This is a genomic window from Variovorax sp. Varisp36 (assembly GCF_047304235.1).
GTDB lineage: Bacteria > Pseudomonadota > Gammaproteobacteria > Burkholderiales > Burkholderiaceae_C > Variovorax.
This window is the reverse complement of the sequence record NZ_JBGLYU010000027.1, coordinates 64,583-82,048: the sequence shown is the minus strand read 5'-3', so window position 1 is coordinate 82,048 and position 17,466 is coordinate 64,583. Positions and strand designations below refer to the sequence as shown.

Sequence of the window (17,466 nt, the reverse complement as noted above, 5' to 3'; positions counted from 1 at the left end):
GGGATGGGGGCAAGCGGCATACCCAGGAAGCGCTCTGCTGCCCCCATCCCACCTTCCCCCAGAGGGGGAAGGTGCAAGACGGGATCAGGCAGCGCCGATGCCGGCAACCAAGCTGCCCGGCGCCTGCCCGTTCTTCAGCCCGGCCGTAAACGCCAGCATGCGGTCGATCGGCACACGCGCCCGCAGCCCCAGTGCCGGATCGACGTGGATCTCGCCCGCACCCGTCTCCAGCGCATTCGCCAGCTCCACCAACCCATTCATCGCCATCCACGGGCAATGCGCGCAACTCTTGCAGGTGCCGCCGTTGCCGGCGGTTGGCGCCTCGATGAAGGTCTTGCCGGGGTTCAGCGTGCGCAGCTTGTGCAGCATGCCGGTGTCCGTGGCGACGATGAATTCGCTGGCGTCCATGCGCTGCGCGGCATTCAGGATGGCCGAGGTGGAACCCACCGCATCCGCCAGCGCGATCACGTCCGACGGCGATTCCGGGTGCACCAGCACCTTCGCCTTCGGGTGCTCTTTCATGAGCAGTTCGAGCTCCAGCGCCTTGAATTCGTCATGCACGATGCAGGCGCCGTTCCAGCTGACCATGTCCGCACCGGTCTGGCGCTGGATGTAGTCGCCCAGGTGGCGGTCGGGGCCCCAGAGGATCTTCTGGCCCGCCGCGTGCAGGGCACCCACCACGTCGAGCGCGCAGCTCGACGTGACGAGCCAGTCGGCGCGCGCCTTCACGGCGGCGCTGGTGTTGGCGTAGACGACCACGGTGCGGTCGGGGTGCTGGTCGCAGAAGGCACTGAATTCGTCGACCGGGCAGCCCAGGTCGAGCGAGCAGTTCGCGTCGAGGTCGGGCATCAGCACGCGCTTTTCGGGCGACAGGATCTTCGAAGTCTCGCCCATGAAGCGCACGCCCGACACCACCAGCGTCTGCGCGGCATGGTCGCGGCCGAAGCGCGCCATCTCGAGCGAATCGCTCACGATGCCGCCGGTTTCCTCGGCCAGGTCCTGCAGGTCGGGGTGCACATAGAAGTGCGACACCATCACGGCATTGCGCTCACGCAGCAGGCGGCGGATGCGCTCCTTCAGCGCGGTGCGTTCATCGGGCGAAGGCTCGGGGGGCACGCGGGCCCAGGCGTGGCGCGTGTCGCAGGCTGAACCTTTCAGCGCGGGCTGTTCGTAGTCGATGTCGATGACCGGAGACGACATGGGCGGATCAGCCTTCCTGGAAACGCATCGAATAGTCGATGGCTTTGACATCCTTGGTCAACGCGCCCACCGAGATCCGGTCGACACCGGTTTCGGCCAGGGCGCGCAGGCCGTCCAGCGTGACGCCACCGGATATTTCCAGCACGGCCTTGCGGCTTTCGCCGGCTTCGTCATTGATGCGCACGGCCTCGCGCAGCGTGGGCAAATCCATGTTGTCGAGCAGCACCATGCGCGCGCCGGCGTCCAGCGCCTCGCGCAGCTGGGCCAGCGTTTCGACCTCGACTTCGACGAAGGCGGCCCGCGCAGCCACCGGCGCCACGGCGCGCAGGGCGGCCGCCACGCCGCCGGCCGCGGCGATGTGGTTTTCCTTGATGAGCACCGCGTCGTACAGGCCAATGCGGTGATTCAGGCCACCACCGGTGCGAACAGCGTATTTCTGAGCGAGGCGCAGGCCCGGAATCGTCTTGCGGGTGTCGACGATGCGGGCACGCGTGCCTCGCACGGCGTCGGCATACAGGGCGGTCTTGGTGGCGACCGCGCTCAGCAATTGCAGGAAGTTGAGCGCGGTGCGCTCGGCCGTCAGCAGTGCACGCGCAGAGCCTTCGATCTCGACCACGGTCTGGCCGGCCGCGCAACGCTCGCCTTCGGCGCAGAGCCAGTGGATGCGCACTTGCGGGTCGAGCTGCCGCAGGGCCGCCTCGACCCAGGGCGCGCCGCACACCACGGCAGCTTCGCGCGCCAGCACACGGGCGCGCACGGTACGGACGGGATCGACCAGCGACGCGGTGAGGTCGCCGTCGGCAACGTCTTCCTGCAATGCGCGGATGGCATCGGACAGGGCCAGCGCGGCCACGGCCGACGCTGAAAAATCGAAGCGAAGGCTCATGGCTCTTTGTCTCTGCGTTTTTTCTTCAGGAGGATTGACGAGGGGAAGCCGCGGCGCCCGGCTGGACCGATTCCGGCACCGGGTCGCGGCCCGTCAGGGCGGCCACGGCGTCCTGCGGGCTCACGCGGCCGTCGAGCAGGGCGACCACGCCCTCGGCGATCGGCATCTCGACACCAAGGCCGCGCGCGCGCTGCACCACGGTGCGGGCGCAATACACGCCTTCGGCGACGTGGCCGAGCGAATCGACGGCCTGCGCCAGCGTTCGGCCCTGGGCCAGCAGCAGGCCGACCTTGCGGTTGCGCGACAGGTCGCCGGTGGAGGTCAGCACGAGGTCTCCCAGGCCCGAAAGGCCCATGAAAGTCTCGGCGCGGGCGCCCAGCGCGAGGCCGAAGCGGGTCATTTCGGCGAGGCCGCGGGTGATGAGTGCCGCCCGGGCGTTGAGCCCCAGCGCAAGGCCGTCGCACAGCCCGGTGGCGATGGCGAGCACGTTCTTGACCGCGCCGCCCACTTCCACGCCCACGATGTCTTCGTTGGCGTACACGCGCAGCGCGGGTCCGTGGAAGGCATCGACCAGCGTGTCGCGAACCGCGGCATGCGGGCTGGCGGCCACCAGCGCGGTCGGCCGCCCTTCGGCGACCTCCTGCGCAAAGCTGGGGCCGCTGAGCACGCCCGCTCTCAAATCAGGAGCAACCTGCGCCCATATTTCGTGGGCCAGCAGGCCAAAGGATTCGGGAGAACTGTCGAGTGCGGGCTCGACGCCCTTGCACAGCCACGCCACCGCCGCGGTGGTGCCGCGCAGTGCGACGAGCTGCTCGCGCAGGGCGGCCATGGGCGTGGCCACGATGACGAGGTCGGCGCCGGCCTGCGCCTGGGCGATGTCGCCGGCGCGCACGGCGAGCGAGGCCGGCAAAGCCAGCCCGGGCAGGTAACGGGTGTTTTCGCGCGCGGCCGACATGGCGTCGGCCTGAGCGGCATCGCGCGCCCAGAGCGTGACCTCGTGGCGAACCGCCGCGTTGACGGCGACTGCCGTGCCCCAGGCACCGGCGCCATGAACGCAGATCTTCATCGGCGTTGGCGGCGTCTGTGCCGGTTTACTGCGCGAGGGTCGGCGCGGCTTGGCCGGCGGCCTGCGCCTGCTGCTGTTCGTACATCGCCTGGAAGTTGATCTCGGCGAGGTGCACTGGCGGGAAGCCGCCGCGCTGGATCACGTCGGCGACGTTGCCGCGCAGGTACGGGTAGACGATCTGCGGGCATGCGATGCCCAGAATCGCGCCCATCTGGTCTTCCGGCAGGTTGCGGATCTCGAAGATGCCGGCCTGCTTGGCCTCGACCAGGAACACGGTCTTGTCGCCGATCTTGGTCTGCACGGTGGCCGAAACGGTGATCTCGAAGATGCCGTCGGTCACCGGCTGGGCGTCCACGCCGAGCTGGATGTCGACCGTGGGCTGTTCCTGTTCCAGCAGGATCGCGGGCGAATTGGGTTGCTCGAGCGACAGGTCCTTGAGGTAGACGCGCTGGATCTGGAACACGGGATCTTGGGCTTGCTGGTCGGCCATGGCTGAACTTTCGAGGATCAAAACAATGCCCGCCGGGGAAAGGTTCCCGCAGCGGGCTGCAGATGAATGGACTCAAGATTATCGCCCCACGACGAGGCTCATCCGTGAAACACCGCGGAACCGGCTTTGCCGGGCCGCTGGTGTTGCCCCCGGTAGGGGGTTGGAGAAGCGACACGAAGTGCGCGAAGCCTGGGGGAGAGCCTATTTACGCACCCTGCAGCAGAGGCACGAGGCCGCCGCGGCCGTCGAGGGCCATCAGGTCGTCGCAGCCGCCCACGTGCGTCTCGCCGATGAAGATCTGCGGCACCGTGCGGCGCTGGGTGATCTCCATCATGGTGTTGCGGGCCTGCGGGTCGGTGTCGATGCGGATCTCCTCGATCTGCTCGACCCCCTTGGACTTCAGGATCTGCTTCGCACGAATGCAGTAAGGGCAGACGGCGGTGGTGTACATCTTGACGGCTTGCATGCTCTCTACCTTGGGAAGACTCAGGCTTTTTCAACCGGCAGGTTAGCGTCTTTCCAGGCTTTGAGTCCGCCGGCCACGGCTTGGGCCTGCTCGTAGCCCAGCTTCCTGGCCATGGCCACGGCACGCTGGGCGCGGGTGCCGGTGGCGCATACCAGCAGCAGCGGCACGGTCTTGTTCTTGACCGCGCCCGTCAGCTTTTCCTCGAGCTGGTTCAGGGGCACGTTCTTGGCGCCGATCATGTGGCCGGTGGCGAATTCTTCCGGCTCGCGCACGTCGACCAGCACCGCGCGCTCGCGGTTGATGAGCTGCACGGCGCCCTGGGCCGTGAGCGTTCCGCCGCCCGCACCCCGTACCAGCGGCCAGGCCAGCATGGCGCCGGAGCTGAGCGCGATCAGGATCAGCATCCAGTTCGCGGTGACGAATTCGATCAATTTCACGGGGGTTCCTTGAATGGCAAACCGAGGATTTTAGAATGCGAGGTTTCGCAAGCGCAGCCAAAGGCCTCCCACATGCACAAACTGGTATTGATCCGTCACGGCGAATCGACCTGGAATCTCGAAAACCGCTTCACCGGATGGACCGACGTCGACCTCACGGAAACCGGCGTCGAGCAGGCCAAGCAGGCCGGCCGGCTGCTCAAGGCAGAAGGTTACGACTTCGACGTCGCCTACACCAGCGTCCTGAAGCGCGCCACCCGCACCCTGTGGCACACGCTCGACGAGCTCGACCGCACATGGCTGCCGGTGGTCCATTCCTGGCGCCTGAACGAGCGCCACTATGGCGGCCTGCAGGGCCTGAACAAGGCCGAAACCGCCAAGAAGTACGGCGACGAGCAGGTGCTGGTCTGGCGCCGCAGCTACAACACCCCGCCCCCGCCGCTGGAAGCCGACGATCCGCGCAGCGAGCGCAGCGACGTGCGCTATGCCAAGCTGTCGCCCGAGCAGATCCCGCTGACCGAGTGCCTGAAGGACACGGTGGCGCGCGTGCTGCCGTTCTGGAACGAATCGATGGCGCCAGCCATCCGCACGGGGCGCCGCCTGGTCGTCGCGGCCCACGGCAACTCGATCCGGGCGCTGGTGAAATACCTCGACGGCATCTCCGACGACGCCATCGTCGGCCTGAACATCCCGAACGGCATCCCGCTGGTCTACGAGCTCGACGACGACCTCAAGCCCATGCGCCACTACTACCTGGGCGATGCCGCGGCCGCCGAAAAGGCCGCCGCCGCGGTGGCCTCGCAAGGTAAAGGCTGAAGAAACCCTTTTCTGCCGGGCCCTACGTGGAACCCCGGCAGGCAATTTGCTTCCAAGCTGTGTATATTGGTTTGACAGCCGCCGACAAGGACAACCACTCATGATGGGCCAGAAACTGAAGATCACCGGCTGGGTCGCCGCCGGCGCCGTTGCCGGCGTCCTGACCACCGTCTCGTTGCAGACCGTCGCACGCGGATCGCTTGCGCCGCTACCGCTCGAGGAATTGCAGCAGCTCGCTGCCGTCTTCGGCATGGTCAAGAGCGACTACGTCGAGCCGGTCGACGAGAAAAAGCTCATCTCCGACGCCATTTCGGGCATGGTCGCGGGCCTCGACCCGCATTCCCAGTACTTCGACAAGAAGTCCTTCAAGGAATTCCGCGAGGGCACCACCGGCCGCTTCGTCGGCGTGGGCATCGAGATTTCGCAGGAAGACGGCCTGATCAAGGTCGTCTCGCCCATCGAAGGCTCCCCGGCCTTCCGCGCCGGACTGAAGCCCAACGACCTGATCACCAAGATCGACGACACCGCCGTGCGCGGCCTGTCGCTGAACGAGGCGGTCAAGCGCATGCGCGGCGAAGCCAACACCAAGGTGCTGCTGACCATCTTCCGCAAGGACGAAAGCCGCACCTTCCCGGTCACGATCACGCGCGAGGAAATCCGCACGCAATCGGTCCGCGGCAAGATCATGGAGCCCGGCTACGGCTGGATCCGCCTGTCGCAGTTCCAGGAACGCACCGTCGACGACTTCGTGAAGAAGATCGACGAGATGTACAAGGAAGATCCGAACCTCAAGGGCCTGGTGCTCGACCTGCGCAACGACCCGGGCGGCTTGCTCGACGCGGCGGTGGCGGTGTCGTCCGCCTTCCTGCCCGAGAACGTCACGGTGGTCACCACCGACGGCCAGCTGGCCGAAAGCAAGTCCGTCTACAAGGCGGCGCCGGAGTTCTACCAGCGCCGTTCCGGAAGCGACCCGCTGCGCAGCCTGCCCGCCGCGCTGAAGAACGTGCCGCTGGTGGTACTGGTGAACGAAGGCTCGGCCTCGGCCAGCGAAATCGTGGCCGGCGCGCTGCAGGACCACAAGCGCGCAACCGTCATGGGCAGCCAGACCTTCGGCAAGGGCTCGGTTCAGACGGTGCGCCCGCTCGGCCCTGATACCGGCCTGAAGATCACCACGGCGCGCTACTACACGCCCAGCGGCACCTCGATCCAGGCCAAGGGCATCGTGCCCAACGTGCTGATCGACGAAAGCGCCGAAGGCAGCCCGTTTGCCGCCCTGCGCATGCGCGAAGCCGACCTCGAGAAGCACCTGGCCAGCGGCCAGGGCCCCGAAGTCAAGGACCCGGAACGCGAAAAGGCCCGCGACGAAGCCCGCAAGCGCCTCGAGGAAGAAGCCAAGAAGCCGCCGCAGGATCGCAAGGTGCCCGAATTCGGCACCGACAAGGACTTCCCGCTGGTGCAGGCGCTCAACCGCCTGAAGGGCCAGCCGGTGCTCGTGAGCAAGACGCAGGTCATCATCGACAACAAGGAAGAAAAGAAAGAAAACTGAGCCGGGCGGCGCATGGAAGATAGCGATCTGCTGCGCTACTCGCGCCACATCCTTCTGGAGGAGTTCGGCATCGACGGGCAAACGCGCGTCAGTGCCGGGCGAGTTCTTGTCATAGGTGCCGGCGGGCTGGGCTCGCCGGTTGCCCTGTACCTTGCGGCAGCAGGCGTCGGCCACATCGCGCTGGTCGACGACGACGAAGTGGATCTCACCAATCTCCAGCGCCAGATTGCCCACACCCATGCGCGGGTGGGCCTCGCCAAGGTCGAATCGGCCGCGCGGGCCATGCGCGACATCAACCCCGACATCACCATCGAAACCCACGCCCTGCGCGCCGACGAGGCGCTGCTGTCGCGCCTGGTGGCCGAGACTGACGTGGTCGTGGACTGCTGCGACAACTTTGCCACGCGGCATGCCGTCAACCGCGCCTGCGTGGTCCATGGCAGGCCGCTGGTGGCCGGTGCGGCGATCCGCTTCGACGGGCAGTTGAGCGTCTACGACACCCGTGACGCCGCCTCGCCCTGCTACGCCTGCCTGTTCCCGACCGATGCCGCCTTCGAGGAAACGCGCTGCGCCGTCCTGGGTGTGTTCGGTCCCGTGGTTGGGACCATCGGCACGCTGCAGGCCAGCGAAGCGCTAAAGCTGCTGGCCGGCATCGGGCCGTCGCTGGCAGGCAGGCTGCTGATGTTCGACGGACGCAGCACATCTTTCGACACGCTGCGCGTGGCGCGCGACCCGCACTGCAGCGTCTGCGCGCAGCGCCCCGCCCTGCCCGTCCACGGCGTCGTTTAAGGCTGCTTTGCGCCCTTCGCGCGGGCTGCCCCCTTGGCGGGCGCCCCAGCCGCGGGGGTGTTTGCCTGAGCCAGCACACTCTTGCAATCGGAATCCGCACCCGGCCCGGTTTCGACGGTCGCGGCCAGTGCCAGCAGCGGATTGACGGCGCCCAGCGCCAGCGCGGCCAGGCCGCGTCCCGCCAGCGGCCCCGCCTGCAGGCCGCCCTTCGGCGCTCCGAAGGTGCCATTCAATACCAGCGGCGTGCGGATCGACAGGATGTTCTTGCTCTTGGGCTCCGGGTGGATCACGAAGTCGAGCCCCTCGGTTGCCAGGTTGGCCTGGCCGGTGGCGATGAACACGGCGTTGGTCGTGTCCACCATCATCGTGCGCCCCGTCATCAGCCCCTTGTTTACGTCGAAGGCCAACGCCGCGCAGCGCAGCTCGACGTTGCGGTCGCCGCGCAGCACGAACTTGATGATGTCGCCGCCCACCAGCGTCGCGAACACCGGCAGCAGGTTGCCGAACTGGCCACGCCCCGACATGACCGCCACGTCGCCCGACACGCCCCCGAGCCAGTTGGCCACGGTAGTGCCGGAGCCCGACAGGTTGATGCGCCCGTCCAGCCGCCCCACACTGTTGCCCGTCGTTTCGAGCTTGGGAAAGAGGCGGGCCAGCTGCATCGCCCGTACGTCGAGCGAGGCGCGGATATCCGCCGGGTTCTTCGAGGCATCGATGCGGATCGCGCCGGCGAACCTGCCGCCAGCCATGCCGAGGTCGAGCGGATCTAGCGTGAGCACGCCGTTGGCCAGCTTGACCTGAACGCTGCCGCGCTCGAGTGGAATGTCGCGCACGTTGCGGATGCGGTCGGCCGTGTACTTCACGTCGGCGTTCATTGCGCGCACGCGCTCGAAGTCAAGCGGGGTCGCAGGGAGCACCTTGCCGCCCGGGCGCCTGACCTGCGTGATGGTCGGGGGCGGGGCTACGCCTTCCACGGCGTTGGCAGTGCGCGCCGTGGGCTGCAGGCCGATCAACGGGCCGAGGTCGTCCATGTCCATCACGCGCGAACGCAGGTCGCCCGCCAGGTACGGCAACTGGCCGGCCTGGTCGAAGCGCATGTCGCCGGCGATGTCGGACAGTCCCAGCCTGCCGTTGAGGCCGGTGGCCTGCCACAGCTTGCCGCGCTTGCCCAGCTTGCCGCTCAGGACATAGGGCGAAGTCTGTGGCAGCGCGATGCCGAGCAGCGGGTATAGCGCGCCCAGCGTCTGGCCCTTGATCTCGAATTTGGCATCGATGCCGTCGAGCCCCGACAGCTCGGCCACGGTGCCGGCGGCCTTCAGCTGGGTCTGGCCGGCAGCCGCATTGATTTCCATCGGGAACGGCGGCGCACCCGCGGCATTGATCTGCAGCACGTTGCCAGTGCGGCCACTGGCGGTCAGCGGTTGGCCCTTGTAGCGGCCCTTGATTCGGTAGTTGAGCGGCATTTCACCGCGGCTGCTGTCGTAGCTCAGGTCGGCGTGCAGGTCGACGCCGAGGTGCTTGGCAAGGAAGTCGACCACGCCGGTATCGACCTGGATGAGGCCGATGTCGGGCACCGTGCCGGGGTCGGAGGTGTCCTTGCCGAGCGCCCAGGTTCGGCGCCCGTCGGCCTCCATCTGCAACCCGAGCGTCGGCGAGAAAAGCAACAACCGGGGAATGACGACCTTGCTCGTGATCAGCGGCCAGACGCGGATGTCGAACTCGGCGCGGTCCGCCTTGACCAAGTACGGGTCGCGCGCCCAAGAGGGATTGGCAAACTCGATGCCGTCCAGCTTGACCGTTGCCTGCCCCCAGCCAAGGCCCACGTCGAGCCGCCGCGTGATCTCGAACTTGCGCCCCGTTTGCTCGCTGACATAGCGGTTGACCGGTCCGCGCAGCGTGTCCCAGGGGAAGAAGGCGAGCACGATGACCAGCGCCGCGAACAGCAGCACGACGAATGCGAGCAGCTTCTGCCAGAGGGGCCGGTTGCGAAGGATCATCGTTGCCATGGGTCATTGTCACTACGGGCCTCGCGTCGTCCAGGTCGGCGGCGGGCCGCAAAAACCGTGAGGCGCCGCCTACGAAGGTGCGTTGCAGACTGGGCCGGGTATACGCGTCGGAACCCGCCTACAACAGCCGCACGTTGAAGCTTGCATGATGGGGTGACAGAAGCGTCTCACACTCGATATGCAGGCGGTCATGGAGCTAGGCGCCGCGAATGCGCCTGCCAACCTCAGAGGAAGCGCGGTTCGGCATGGATTCCAGATTGCAGACCTACGTCGTCGAAGACAACCTCACGATCCGTGAAAACCTCATTGGTACGCTGGAAGAACTTACCTGCACCACGGTGGTTGGCTTCGCCGAAACCGAGAGCGGCGCGCGCGCGTGGCTGCTCGGCCACCACGGCGAGTGGGACCTCGTCATCGTCGATCTCTTTCTCAAGCAAGGCAGCGGCCTGGGGGTGCTCCAGGCCTGCCAGTCGCGCAAGCCCGTGCAGAAGGTGGTGGTTCTCAGCAACTATGCGACGCCCGATATCAGGCGGCGTTGCGCCGAGTTCGGGGTCGATGCGGTGTTCGACAAGTCGAACGAAATCGACGCGCTGGTCGACTTCTGCATCGGGCAGGCCAAGGCGCTGCATTCCTCGTCCGGAACAGGTTGAAGAAGGAGCCGCTGCATGGGGCCCCTTCCCGCTCGCAGGCCGATCTCAATCGATCAGCTTGTTCTTCAGTGCGTAGTACGTGAGGTCGCTGTTGGAGGAGAGGTTCATCTTCTCCATCAGGCGCGTGCGGTAGGTGCTCACGGTCTTCACCGACAGCGACAGCGTCTTGGCGATATCGCCTGCGGTCTCGCCCTTGGCGAGCTTCAGGAACACCTGGAACTCGCGCTCCGAGAGCTGCTCGTGCGGCGCGGCGTCGTCCTTGCGGTCGAGCTGGCGGGCCAGCAGTTCGGCCACGGCGGGCGTGATGTAGCGCCGGCCCAGCGAAATGGTGCGGATGGCGTTGACGATCTCGATGGGATCACATTCCTTGTTCAGGTAACCGCTCGCGCCCTGCCGGATCAGGTTCATCGCGTAGTGCTCTTCAGGATAGCCGCTGAGGATCAGGATGCCCACGTCCGGCGCCTTGGCGCGGATCATGGCGAGCGCGTCGATGCCGCTTTGGCCCGGCATCGAAAGGTCCATGACCAGCACGTCGAGTTCCGTGGTGCGCACCAGTTCGATGGCCTCGCGCCCGCTTGCTGCCTCACCCGCCACGCGCAGGTCCACGTGCTCGGAGAAGAACTGCCGGAGGCCCGATCGCACGATGGCGTGGTCGTCCACAATTCCGATTTTGATCATCTGTTACTTTCGTCGTTGTGTTGCGGGCATGCGGGTCGCAACATACCGGTCCCTGATTGTTATCAATTATTCACGAACTTGCGCGTCAAGCGACCTTGAAAGTTTCATGCACTGGTTAGCCCCTCCACGAATGGCCGTGAGCCTGCTGCTCGCGGCGCTGGCTGCACTGGCCCTCGTCGGCATCAACGAGGCCGGCTACCGGCAGTCGAGCCGCGCCCTGGCCGACATCGACGAGGCGCAGCAGGTGCGCGGCACGCTCAACCAGATCCTGCAGAACATGCTGGATGCCGAAACCGGCCAGCGAGGGTACCTGCTGACCGGAGAGGCGAGCTACCGAAAGCCCTACGACGACGCGGTCAAACAGGTCGACGGCCATCTCGCCACGCTGCGCCGGCTGTACGCCGCCAGGCCGGCCGAACTCACCCAGCTGGCCGAACTGTCGAAGCACGTGCTGCGCAAGGTGGCCGAGATGGACATGAGCGTGCGGCTGCGCCAGGACGGCAAGGACGACGCCTGGAAGTTCGTCATCACGACCGATGTCGGCCGCGAGGAGATGGAGGCCATCCGCACGACAGCGAGTGAACTGGTGAAGACCAGCAACAACACCTTGCAGCGAAGCCAGCAGCAGGTGCTGCGCTCGCTGCAGCTGGCGCGCGTCGGCACCGCCATCGTGGCGCTGGCGGCGCTGATCGCCTTTTTCCTGTACCTGCGCCAGACGCATGCGCTGCGCTCCATCGGCGAGCGCCAGCAGGAGGCCCTGCAGCGCGAGCGCAATGCGCTGGAGGACGAAGTGCTCGAACGCACTGCCTCGCTGGCCGAACTGGCAACCCATCTGCAGGATGTGCGCGAAACCGAGCGCGGCTACCTCGCGCGCGAGCTGCACGACGAACTGGGCTCGCTGCTCACCGCCGCCAAGCTGGACGTGGCGCGGCTGAAGTCGCGGCTGACGGACGCACCCGACGCCACCCAGCGGCTGCAGCATCTGACCGAGCTGCTCAACAGCGGCATCGCGCTCAAGCGCCGCATCATCGAAGACCTGCGGCCGTCGTCGCTCTCAAACCTGGGGCTGGTCGCATCGCTGGAGATCCTGGGGCGCGAGTTCGGGGAGCGCTCGGGCCTGCAGATCGAGATGGCGCTGGAGCCGGTGACCATGGATGAATCGCGCCAGCTCACCATCTACCGCATGGTGCAGGAGAGCCTCACCAACATCGGCAAGTACGCCGAGGCCAGCGAAGCCACCATCGTGCTGAAGAACTATGAAAACCACGTGATCGTGGAAGTGGCGGACAACGGCAAGGGCTTCGACACGCAGCGCATGCGGCCATCGACACACGGCCTCGCGGGCATGCGGCATCGGGTGGAGGCGGCGCGCGGCAAGCTCACGGTGTCGTCGACGCCGGGCAGAGGCACGCGCCTGAGCGCCATGCTGCCCATCGTCAAACCCGTTTGAGACGCCGGACAGCGCTACTCCTTCACATATCGGCGCAGGGCGACTCGGCCATCTCCTACGCACCCCGCCCCCGGCCGCTGACAGGTCTGCGGCAGTGCCCCACTTAAGGTTGCACCTGTGCCATCCGGTACTTCCTCTGCGGGAGTCCGGCATGCGCCGCTTACAACACAACGAGGGCAGCCTCGAAGGAGTTCCGCATGTTGCATTACGCCGTGGTGTTTCTGGTCATCGCGTTGATCGCGGCCCTGTTCGGGTTCGGTGGCATCGCCGCCAGCGCGGTCGGCATTGCCAAGATCCTTTTCGTGATCTTCGCGATCCTCGCGATTGCGAGCTTCCTTGCCGGCTTGCTACGACGCAAGTAGCGTCGTTACGATCAACAGGCTTGCGCATTTCATTTTTCCGGAAAGGACTTTCACATGAACACGACGACCAAGACTCCCTCGCAACTCGCCGACGACGCCCGCCAGACCGCGCGCGAAGCGGTCGAAACGACCCGCGCCTATGCACAGAACGCGGTGAATGCGGCGGGCGAAAAGGTCCGCGACCTGCAACGCGATGCCGAACCCGCTGTCGAGCAGCTGGCTGCCCGCGTGCAGCAGGCCGTTCAGCGCGGGCTGGACGCCGCGTCCACCACCAGCGCACGTGCGCAGCGCCGACTCGAACAGGCTGCCGACGTCACGGGCCGCTACATCTCCGACCAGCCGGTGCGCTCGGTGCTTCTGGCCGCGGCCGCCGGCGCTGCCATCACGGCGCTCATCGTGCTGGCCAGCCGCCGCAGCCGGGACGACTACTGATCCGCCGACCTTTTTCGCTCCACCCATCCCGGCACCATGCTTCATCCGATTTTCTCCACGGTGCTCGGGCATCCGGAACTGGTCGCTGAACACCTTGCCAACTACGCCGCCCTCGTGCGCCAGGAATCAGCGCAGGCGGGACGCGGGCTCGTCGCCCGCATCGTCGCAGGCGTGCTGGCTGCGGCCTGCGCCGCACTGGCCCTTGGACTGACGGGGGTCGCAGTGCTGCTGGGCGTGATGCACGGCAGCTTTCACTGGGTGCTCGTGGCCGTGCCGGGCGTGGCGCTGGTGATAGCGGCCATCTGTACGTGGTACGCGACGAAGTCCGTTCCGAGCTACGGTTTCGACGATCTGCGCTCGCAGCTGGGCGCCGACCTGCAGGCCTTGCGCGACGCCGGAGCTGCCCATGAACAGCGATGAACGCTCCTCCCTCACCCCGCAGCAGCGCCTGGCCCTCTCGCGCCGCGCGCTGGTGCGGCAGCTGAACGGCGATGCGGACGCCGCGAACGACGACGCACAACCCCGGGCGGAACGCGACCGCGAGCCCGAGGACGAACTGGAATACGCGTTCGACGACCCATCGGCCGCCGCGCCGCGCCGCAAGCGGCACCCGCAAAACCCGCGGCGGGGACGAAACAACGTGTGGCTCTCGATGGGCCGCGGCGTGGTGGAACGCTGGTGGCGCCGGCATCCGGCACACGCGGTCGGCCAACTGGCCCGTCCGCTGCTCGAGCACTATGCGCGCAAGGAGCCGGCCAAGCTGATGGCCGCGGCCGCGGCCACAGGCGCGGTGCTGGTGCTCGTAAAGCCGTGGCGCCTGCTGTCGGCCACGGCCGTGCTTGCAGCGGTACTGAAGACATCCGACGTGGCCGACCTCGTCAACACCTTGATGCGCAAGACCACAAGCCTCCCACGAAAGGACCCTCCATGAAAGTCGATGTTTCCTCATCCTCCAAGGCGGCTCAGCACAAGCACCTGGTGCTGGACCAGGGCGGCCTGGACGCCGCGCGCAACAGCCTCGACGAAGGCGCCGTCACGCCCAGCTATGGCCCCTGGCGCGACGACGTCGTCAAGCTCCTGAACGACGCACTCGCCACCGAACTGGTCTGCGTGCTGCGCTACAAACGCCATTACTTCACCGCCAACGGCGTGGACTCGCCCGCCATTGCCGACGAGTTCCTCGTGCATGCCAACGCCGAGTCGGCACACGCCGACCGCATCGCCGAGCGCATCGTGCAGTTGGGCGGCGAGCCCGACTTCGCACCCAGCCACCTGCTGGACCGTAGCCATGCAGCCTACGACGAGTCGACCGACCTGCAATCGATGGTGCGCGCCAACCTCGTCGCCGAACGCATTGCGGTGGAGGCGTATCGCCAGATGATCACCCTGATCGGCGACAAGGACCCGACCACGCGCCGCATGCTCGAGGACATCCTCTCGGAGGAAGAAGAGCATGCCGACGAACTGAAGGACTGGCTCGGCCATTGACCATCAAGCCGAGGGCCCGGAGAGCTCTCGCCAAAAAAAAGCCCGGCAGAGACCGGGCTTCTTCATTTTTTGCGCCTGGCGCAGGGTGGCGATCAGCCCTTCACTTCGAGCTGGTTGTTCACCGATGTCACGCCCTGCACGCCCTTGGCGATCTCCTCAGCGCGCGCCTTGGCGGCGGCGGTGGGCGCGGGTCCCTTCAGGCTCACGGCGCCGCCCTTCGTGTCGACGTCGATCTTGATCGCGCTGAGGTCCGGGTCCTTGGCGAGGCCTGCGGATACGGAGGCCGTGATGGCGGCATCGTCCATCGTCGCGCTCATCGCGGCGCCGGCGTCCTTGGCAGCTTCCTTGGCACGAGCCATGCCTTCCTTCACCTCGGCCGTGGTGCTGGACGACTCAACCTTGGCCTTGGCATCCCTGACAGCCTCGCCGGTCTTGGCCGCCGCGGTATCGGCCGCTTTCTCGGTCTTGGCTACCGCACTGTCGAGCTTCTCGCCCGCCGTGCGGTTGTCGGACTTGTCGCAGCCGGCCAGCGTCAGCGCAACGCCGGCCACGAGCACGGCGAGCCACGCGCGCGAGTGCGGCGTGGTGATGGGGGTAATGTGTTCGTTCATATGGAAATCCTCCTGTCCGTCGCTCGATTGCGCACGGGAAATGGGCGTCACAGCTTGTTGGCGCCCGACTTGATAGCGTCCTTGGCCCGCTCCTTGACGTCGCCGTAGGTCTTCTGAACCTTGCCGGCGGCCTGTTCGGCAATGCCCTTGCCTTCGAGCTTTTCGCTGCCGACGGCCTTGCCGGCCACTTCCTTCAGCTTGCCCTTGGCTTCTTCCATGCGGCCTGCCAATTGGTCCTTGTTCATGTCGTTGTCCTTCCTGATCGGGTGATGAAATGCGCGGTCCGCAACGGCCCGCCGATTTCAATCTAGGCTTTCGCCGACGGCCGCGGACGCCGACGGAAGCCCGAAGCGGTGTAGGACAACGAGGCTCAGGCGGTGACGATCCATCCTTCAAGCGGATCGAAATTTCGCGGCAGGCCATGGCCGGGCCCGGGGCTTTGCGCGCGCTGCAGTGCCCAGGCCGCCTGCACGAGGCACAGCACCGCGTCGATGTCGTCGCCGCGGGCATCGGCCAGCAGTTCGGCGCGCTGCGGCGCGGTGACGCCAAGCCGCAGGCCGAGGCGCGTGGTGCCCGCTTCGAGCGCGACGAGCAGGTCGGTGCGTGCGGCGAGCCGTTCGGGCGTCTGCTTCGGCAGCTCGTCGCTCTTGTAGCTGCGGCGCCCGATCAACTCCCGCGCCAGCAGGCCGGGATAGGCCTCCAGCGCAATGCGGTCCGCGCCAGGGCCGGCGTGCAGGCCGGGAATGCGTGCACCGGCGGCCAGCAGGCGCGGCACACCTGCGTGGAGCATGTAGGCCACCGGCGGATTGACCCACTTCATCGACGGGCTGGAACCTGCGGGTCCATCGGTCGCACGGTGCGCGAACTTGCCGCCGAGGGGTCGCACCGCACAGAATGCGGCGAAGGTCTCGCGGATTTCGGCGCGGCTCAGGCTGGCGTAATGGGCCATCAACGGCGCCCATTGCACCGGCCATCCCAGATGCTCGACGAGTTCGCGCGGCAGGCTGAATGGAAAATCGAAACCGCCGGTCCAGGCGGGCGTGGCGCACAGCCATTCGCCCCATGCTTCGAGCGTCGAGAAGCGCTGCAGGCCGGTCAGCACGACGCGATTGCCATCGGCGAGTTCACCGGCAGCCACCACGATCGGCTTGCGTGCCGTCGGCGCGCTGGAAAAATCGCAGCCGAACAGCACCATGGCCTCAGCCCATCGCGAGCGCGACGACGCCGGCGGCGATGAACAACGCGCCCAGCAGCCGCAAGAGCCGGTCGCCTTCGCGCAGCAGGTGGCCGCCGACCAGCGCGGCGAACAGCATCGACACCTCGCGCGCCGGCGCGACGTGCGAGATCGGCGCCTGCTGCACCGCGTAGAGCACGAGCACATACGACACGGGGCTGATTGCCGCCACCAGCAGCGCGTACTTCCATTGCGCGCGCCACATGCGCGCTGTGGTCGCGCGGTCCTGCAGTGCGGCGGGCAGCAGCAGCACGAGCCGCACGAAGTTGCTCATGTAGTCGAGCAGGATCGGCGACATCGCCAGGAACTTGACCGCATAGCTGTCGGCCACCGTGTAGGCCGCGATGAAGGCGCCGGTCAGCACGCCGTAGCGGATGCCTTTGTACACACGCTCGCGCTGGGCCGGGTCATGCTTGCCGTGCCACAGGCGCGGGCCACCCGCCACGAGGAACACGCCCAGCGCCACGCCGAAGATGCCGGCCACGCCGACAAGGCTGATCGTCTCGCCGAGGAACAGGATCGCGACCAGCGACGACAGCAGCGGGCCCGAACCGCGCGCCAGCGGATAGACCACCGTAAGGTCGGACTTGCGGTAGCCCCGCAGCAGGATCACATAGTAGAAGACGTGCAGCACGCCGCTCAACGCGACGAAGCCCCATTCGCGCAAGCCCCAGGCCGGCACCACGCGCCAGCCGAGCACGATGCCCACCGGCGCCCACACGACGGCCATGAATACGCCGCTCTGGAAGGCGAAGCGCGCATCGCCGTTCGCCTTCTTGGCGGCGATGTTCCAGCTGGCATGAATGACCCCGGCGAGCAGGATCAGGGCGAATGCGGAGAGCGGCACCTCGATCTATGC

At 66.9% G+C, this 17,466-nt stretch carries 22 protein-coding genes; 10 read left to right on the top strand and 12 right to left on the bottom strand.

The window, feature by feature from the left end:
- Window positions 1–84: 84 nt before the first annotated feature.
- From nadA to ACCD11_RS17275, 6 genes are all read right to left on the bottom strand, one after another.
- Complete coding sequence (gene nadA, locus ACCD11_RS17300; protein WP_413314808.1) at window positions 85–1,200, bottom strand: quinolinate synthase NadA; 1,116 nt, start codon at window positions 1,198–1,200, stop codon at window positions 85–87.
- A 7-nt stretch (window positions 1,201–1,207) separates the two neighbouring features.
- The gene (gene nadC / locus ACCD11_RS17295; RefSeq protein WP_413314807.1) at window positions 1,208–2,086 is read right to left on the bottom strand and encodes a carboxylating nicotinate-nucleotide diphosphorylase; all 879 of its coding nucleotides are present in this window, start codon (window positions 2,084–2,086) and stop codon (window positions 1,208–1,210) included.
- A 25-nt stretch (window positions 2,087–2,111) separates the two neighbouring features.
- Window positions 2,112–3,152 (bottom strand): NAD(P)H-dependent glycerol-3-phosphate dehydrogenase, encoded by a 1,041-nt coding sequence (locus ACCD11_RS17290; RefSeq protein ID WP_413314806.1) that lies wholly within the window; start codon window positions 3,150–3,152, stop codon window positions 2,112–2,114.
- Between the two features lie 25 nt (window positions 3,153–3,177).
- Window positions 3,178–3,642 (bottom strand): protein-export chaperone SecB, encoded by a 465-nt coding sequence (secB, locus tag ACCD11_RS17285; protein ID WP_007837580.1) that lies wholly within the window; start codon window positions 3,640–3,642, stop codon window positions 3,178–3,180.
- A 205-nt stretch (window positions 3,643–3,847) separates the two neighbouring features.
- Window positions 3,848–4,108 carry a glutaredoxin 3 gene (gene grxC, locus ACCD11_RS17280; protein ID WP_007837180.1) on the bottom strand — a complete coding sequence of 87 codons (261 nt, stop codon included), beginning with the start codon at window positions 4,106–4,108 and terminating at the stop codon, window positions 3,848–3,850.
- A 20-nt stretch (window positions 4,109–4,128) separates the two neighbouring features.
- The gene (locus ACCD11_RS17275; RefSeq protein WP_007837177.1) at window positions 4,129–4,545 is read right to left on the bottom strand and encodes a rhodanese-like domain-containing protein; all 417 of its coding nucleotides are present in this window, start codon (window positions 4,543–4,545) and stop codon (window positions 4,129–4,131) included.
- Window positions 4,546–4,617: 72 nt separating this feature from the next.
- Here ACCD11_RS17275 and gpmA point away from each other — a divergent pair, with 72 nt between their 5' ends.
- The 3 genes from gpmA to ACCD11_RS17260 all read left to right on the top strand — a co-directional run bounded on the left by gpmA (window position 4,618) and on the right by ACCD11_RS17260 (window position 7,696).
- Window positions 4,618–5,361 carry a 2,3-diphosphoglycerate-dependent phosphoglycerate mutase gene (gene gpmA, locus ACCD11_RS17270; protein WP_007837175.1) on the top strand — a complete coding sequence of 248 codons (744 nt, stop codon included), beginning with the start codon at window positions 4,618–4,620 and terminating at the stop codon, window positions 5,359–5,361.
- Between the two features lie 103 nt (window positions 5,362–5,464).
- Window positions 5,465–6,907 (top strand): S41 family peptidase, encoded by a 1,443-nt coding sequence (locus ACCD11_RS17265; RefSeq protein WP_042674053.1) that lies wholly within the window; start codon window positions 5,465–5,467, stop codon window positions 6,905–6,907.
- A gap of 12 nt (window positions 6,908–6,919) precedes the next feature.
- Window positions 6,920–7,696: a HesA/MoeB/ThiF family protein gene (locus tag ACCD11_RS17260; protein WP_413314805.1), complete on the top strand. Its 777-nt coding sequence runs from the start codon at window positions 6,920–6,922 to the stop codon at window positions 7,694–7,696.
- Here ACCD11_RS17260 and ACCD11_RS17255 read toward each other — a convergent pair.
- Complete coding sequence (locus tag ACCD11_RS17255; protein ID WP_042674051.1) at window positions 7,693–9,702, bottom strand: AsmA family protein; 2,010 nt, start codon at window positions 9,700–9,702, stop codon at window positions 7,693–7,695. The genes ACCD11_RS17260 and ACCD11_RS17255 overlap by 4 nt on opposite strands.
- A 245-nt stretch (window positions 9,703–9,947) precedes the next feature.
- Here ACCD11_RS17255 and ACCD11_RS17250 point away from each other — a divergent pair, with 245 nt between their 5' ends.
- Entirely contained in the window at window positions 9,948–10,352 is a 405-nt protein-coding gene (locus ACCD11_RS17250; RefSeq protein ID WP_413314803.1) for a response regulator, read from the top strand.
- Between the two features lie 45 nt (window positions 10,353–10,397).
- Here ACCD11_RS17250 and ACCD11_RS17245 read toward each other — a convergent pair whose 3' ends face one another.
- Window positions 10,398–11,030: a response regulator transcription factor gene (locus tag ACCD11_RS17245; RefSeq protein ID WP_007837167.1), complete on the bottom strand. Its 633-nt coding sequence runs from the start codon at window positions 11,028–11,030 to the stop codon at window positions 10,398–10,400.
- Between the two features lie 130 nt (window positions 11,031–11,160).
- Between ACCD11_RS17245 and ACCD11_RS17240 the strand changes: the two genes are divergently transcribed.
- From ACCD11_RS17240 to ACCD11_RS17215, 6 genes are all read left to right on the top strand, one after another.
- Complete coding sequence (locus ACCD11_RS17240) at window positions 11,161–12,480, top strand: CHASE3 domain-containing protein (RefSeq protein ID WP_007837166.1); 1,320 nt, start codon at window positions 11,161–11,163, stop codon at window positions 12,478–12,480.
- A 197-nt stretch (window positions 12,481–12,677) separates the two neighbouring features.
- Entirely contained in the window at window positions 12,678–12,842 is a 165-nt protein-coding gene (locus tag ACCD11_RS17235; RefSeq protein WP_007837165.1) for a DUF1328 domain-containing protein, read from the top strand.
- A 54-nt stretch (window positions 12,843–12,896) separates the two neighbouring features.
- Window positions 12,897–13,274: a hypothetical protein gene (locus tag ACCD11_RS17230; RefSeq protein WP_007837164.1), complete on the top strand. Its 378-nt coding sequence runs from the start codon at window positions 12,897–12,899 to the stop codon at window positions 13,272–13,274.
- A gap of 36 nt (window positions 13,275–13,310) precedes the next feature.
- Complete coding sequence (locus ACCD11_RS17225) at window positions 13,311–13,694, top strand: hypothetical protein (RefSeq protein ID WP_413314802.1); 384 nt, start codon at window positions 13,311–13,313, stop codon at window positions 13,692–13,694.
- A complete protein-coding gene (locus ACCD11_RS17220; protein ID WP_413314801.1) occupies window positions 13,681–14,205 on the top strand; it encodes a hypothetical protein in 525 nt (174 codons plus the stop codon). The genes ACCD11_RS17225 and ACCD11_RS17220 overlap by 14 nt, the downstream gene beginning before the upstream one ends.
- Window positions 14,202–14,762, top strand: a complete 561-nt coding sequence (locus ACCD11_RS17215) for a ferritin-like domain-containing protein (protein WP_007837161.1) — start codon at window positions 14,202–14,204, stop codon at window positions 14,760–14,762. The genes ACCD11_RS17220 and ACCD11_RS17215 overlap by 4 nt, the downstream gene beginning before the upstream one ends.
- Window positions 14,763–14,854: 92 nt before the next feature.
- Here ACCD11_RS17215 and ACCD11_RS17210 read toward each other — a convergent pair whose 3' ends face one another.
- The 4 genes from ACCD11_RS17210 to ACCD11_RS17195 all read right to left on the bottom strand — a co-directional run bounded on the left by ACCD11_RS17210 (window position 14,855) and on the right by ACCD11_RS17195 (window position 17,454).
- Window positions 14,855–15,373: a BON domain-containing protein gene (locus tag ACCD11_RS17210; protein ID WP_413314800.1), complete on the bottom strand. Its 519-nt coding sequence runs from the start codon at window positions 15,371–15,373 to the stop codon at window positions 14,855–14,857.
- 47 nt (window positions 15,374–15,420) lie between these two features.
- On the bottom strand, window positions 15,421–15,618 hold the full coding sequence (locus tag ACCD11_RS17205) for a CsbD family protein (RefSeq protein ID WP_007837149.1): 198 nt from the start codon (window positions 15,616–15,618) through the stop codon (window positions 15,421–15,423).
- Window positions 15,619–15,743: 125 nt separating this feature from the next.
- Complete coding sequence (locus ACCD11_RS17200; protein ID WP_413314798.1) at window positions 15,744–16,568, bottom strand: DUF429 domain-containing protein; 825 nt, start codon at window positions 16,566–16,568, stop codon at window positions 15,744–15,746.
- Window positions 16,569–16,572: 4 nt separating this feature from the next.
- Entirely contained in the window at window positions 16,573–17,454 is an 882-nt protein-coding gene (locus ACCD11_RS17195) for an EamA family transporter (protein WP_413314797.1), read from the bottom strand.
- Between the last annotated feature and the right edge of the window lie 12 nt (window positions 17,455–17,466).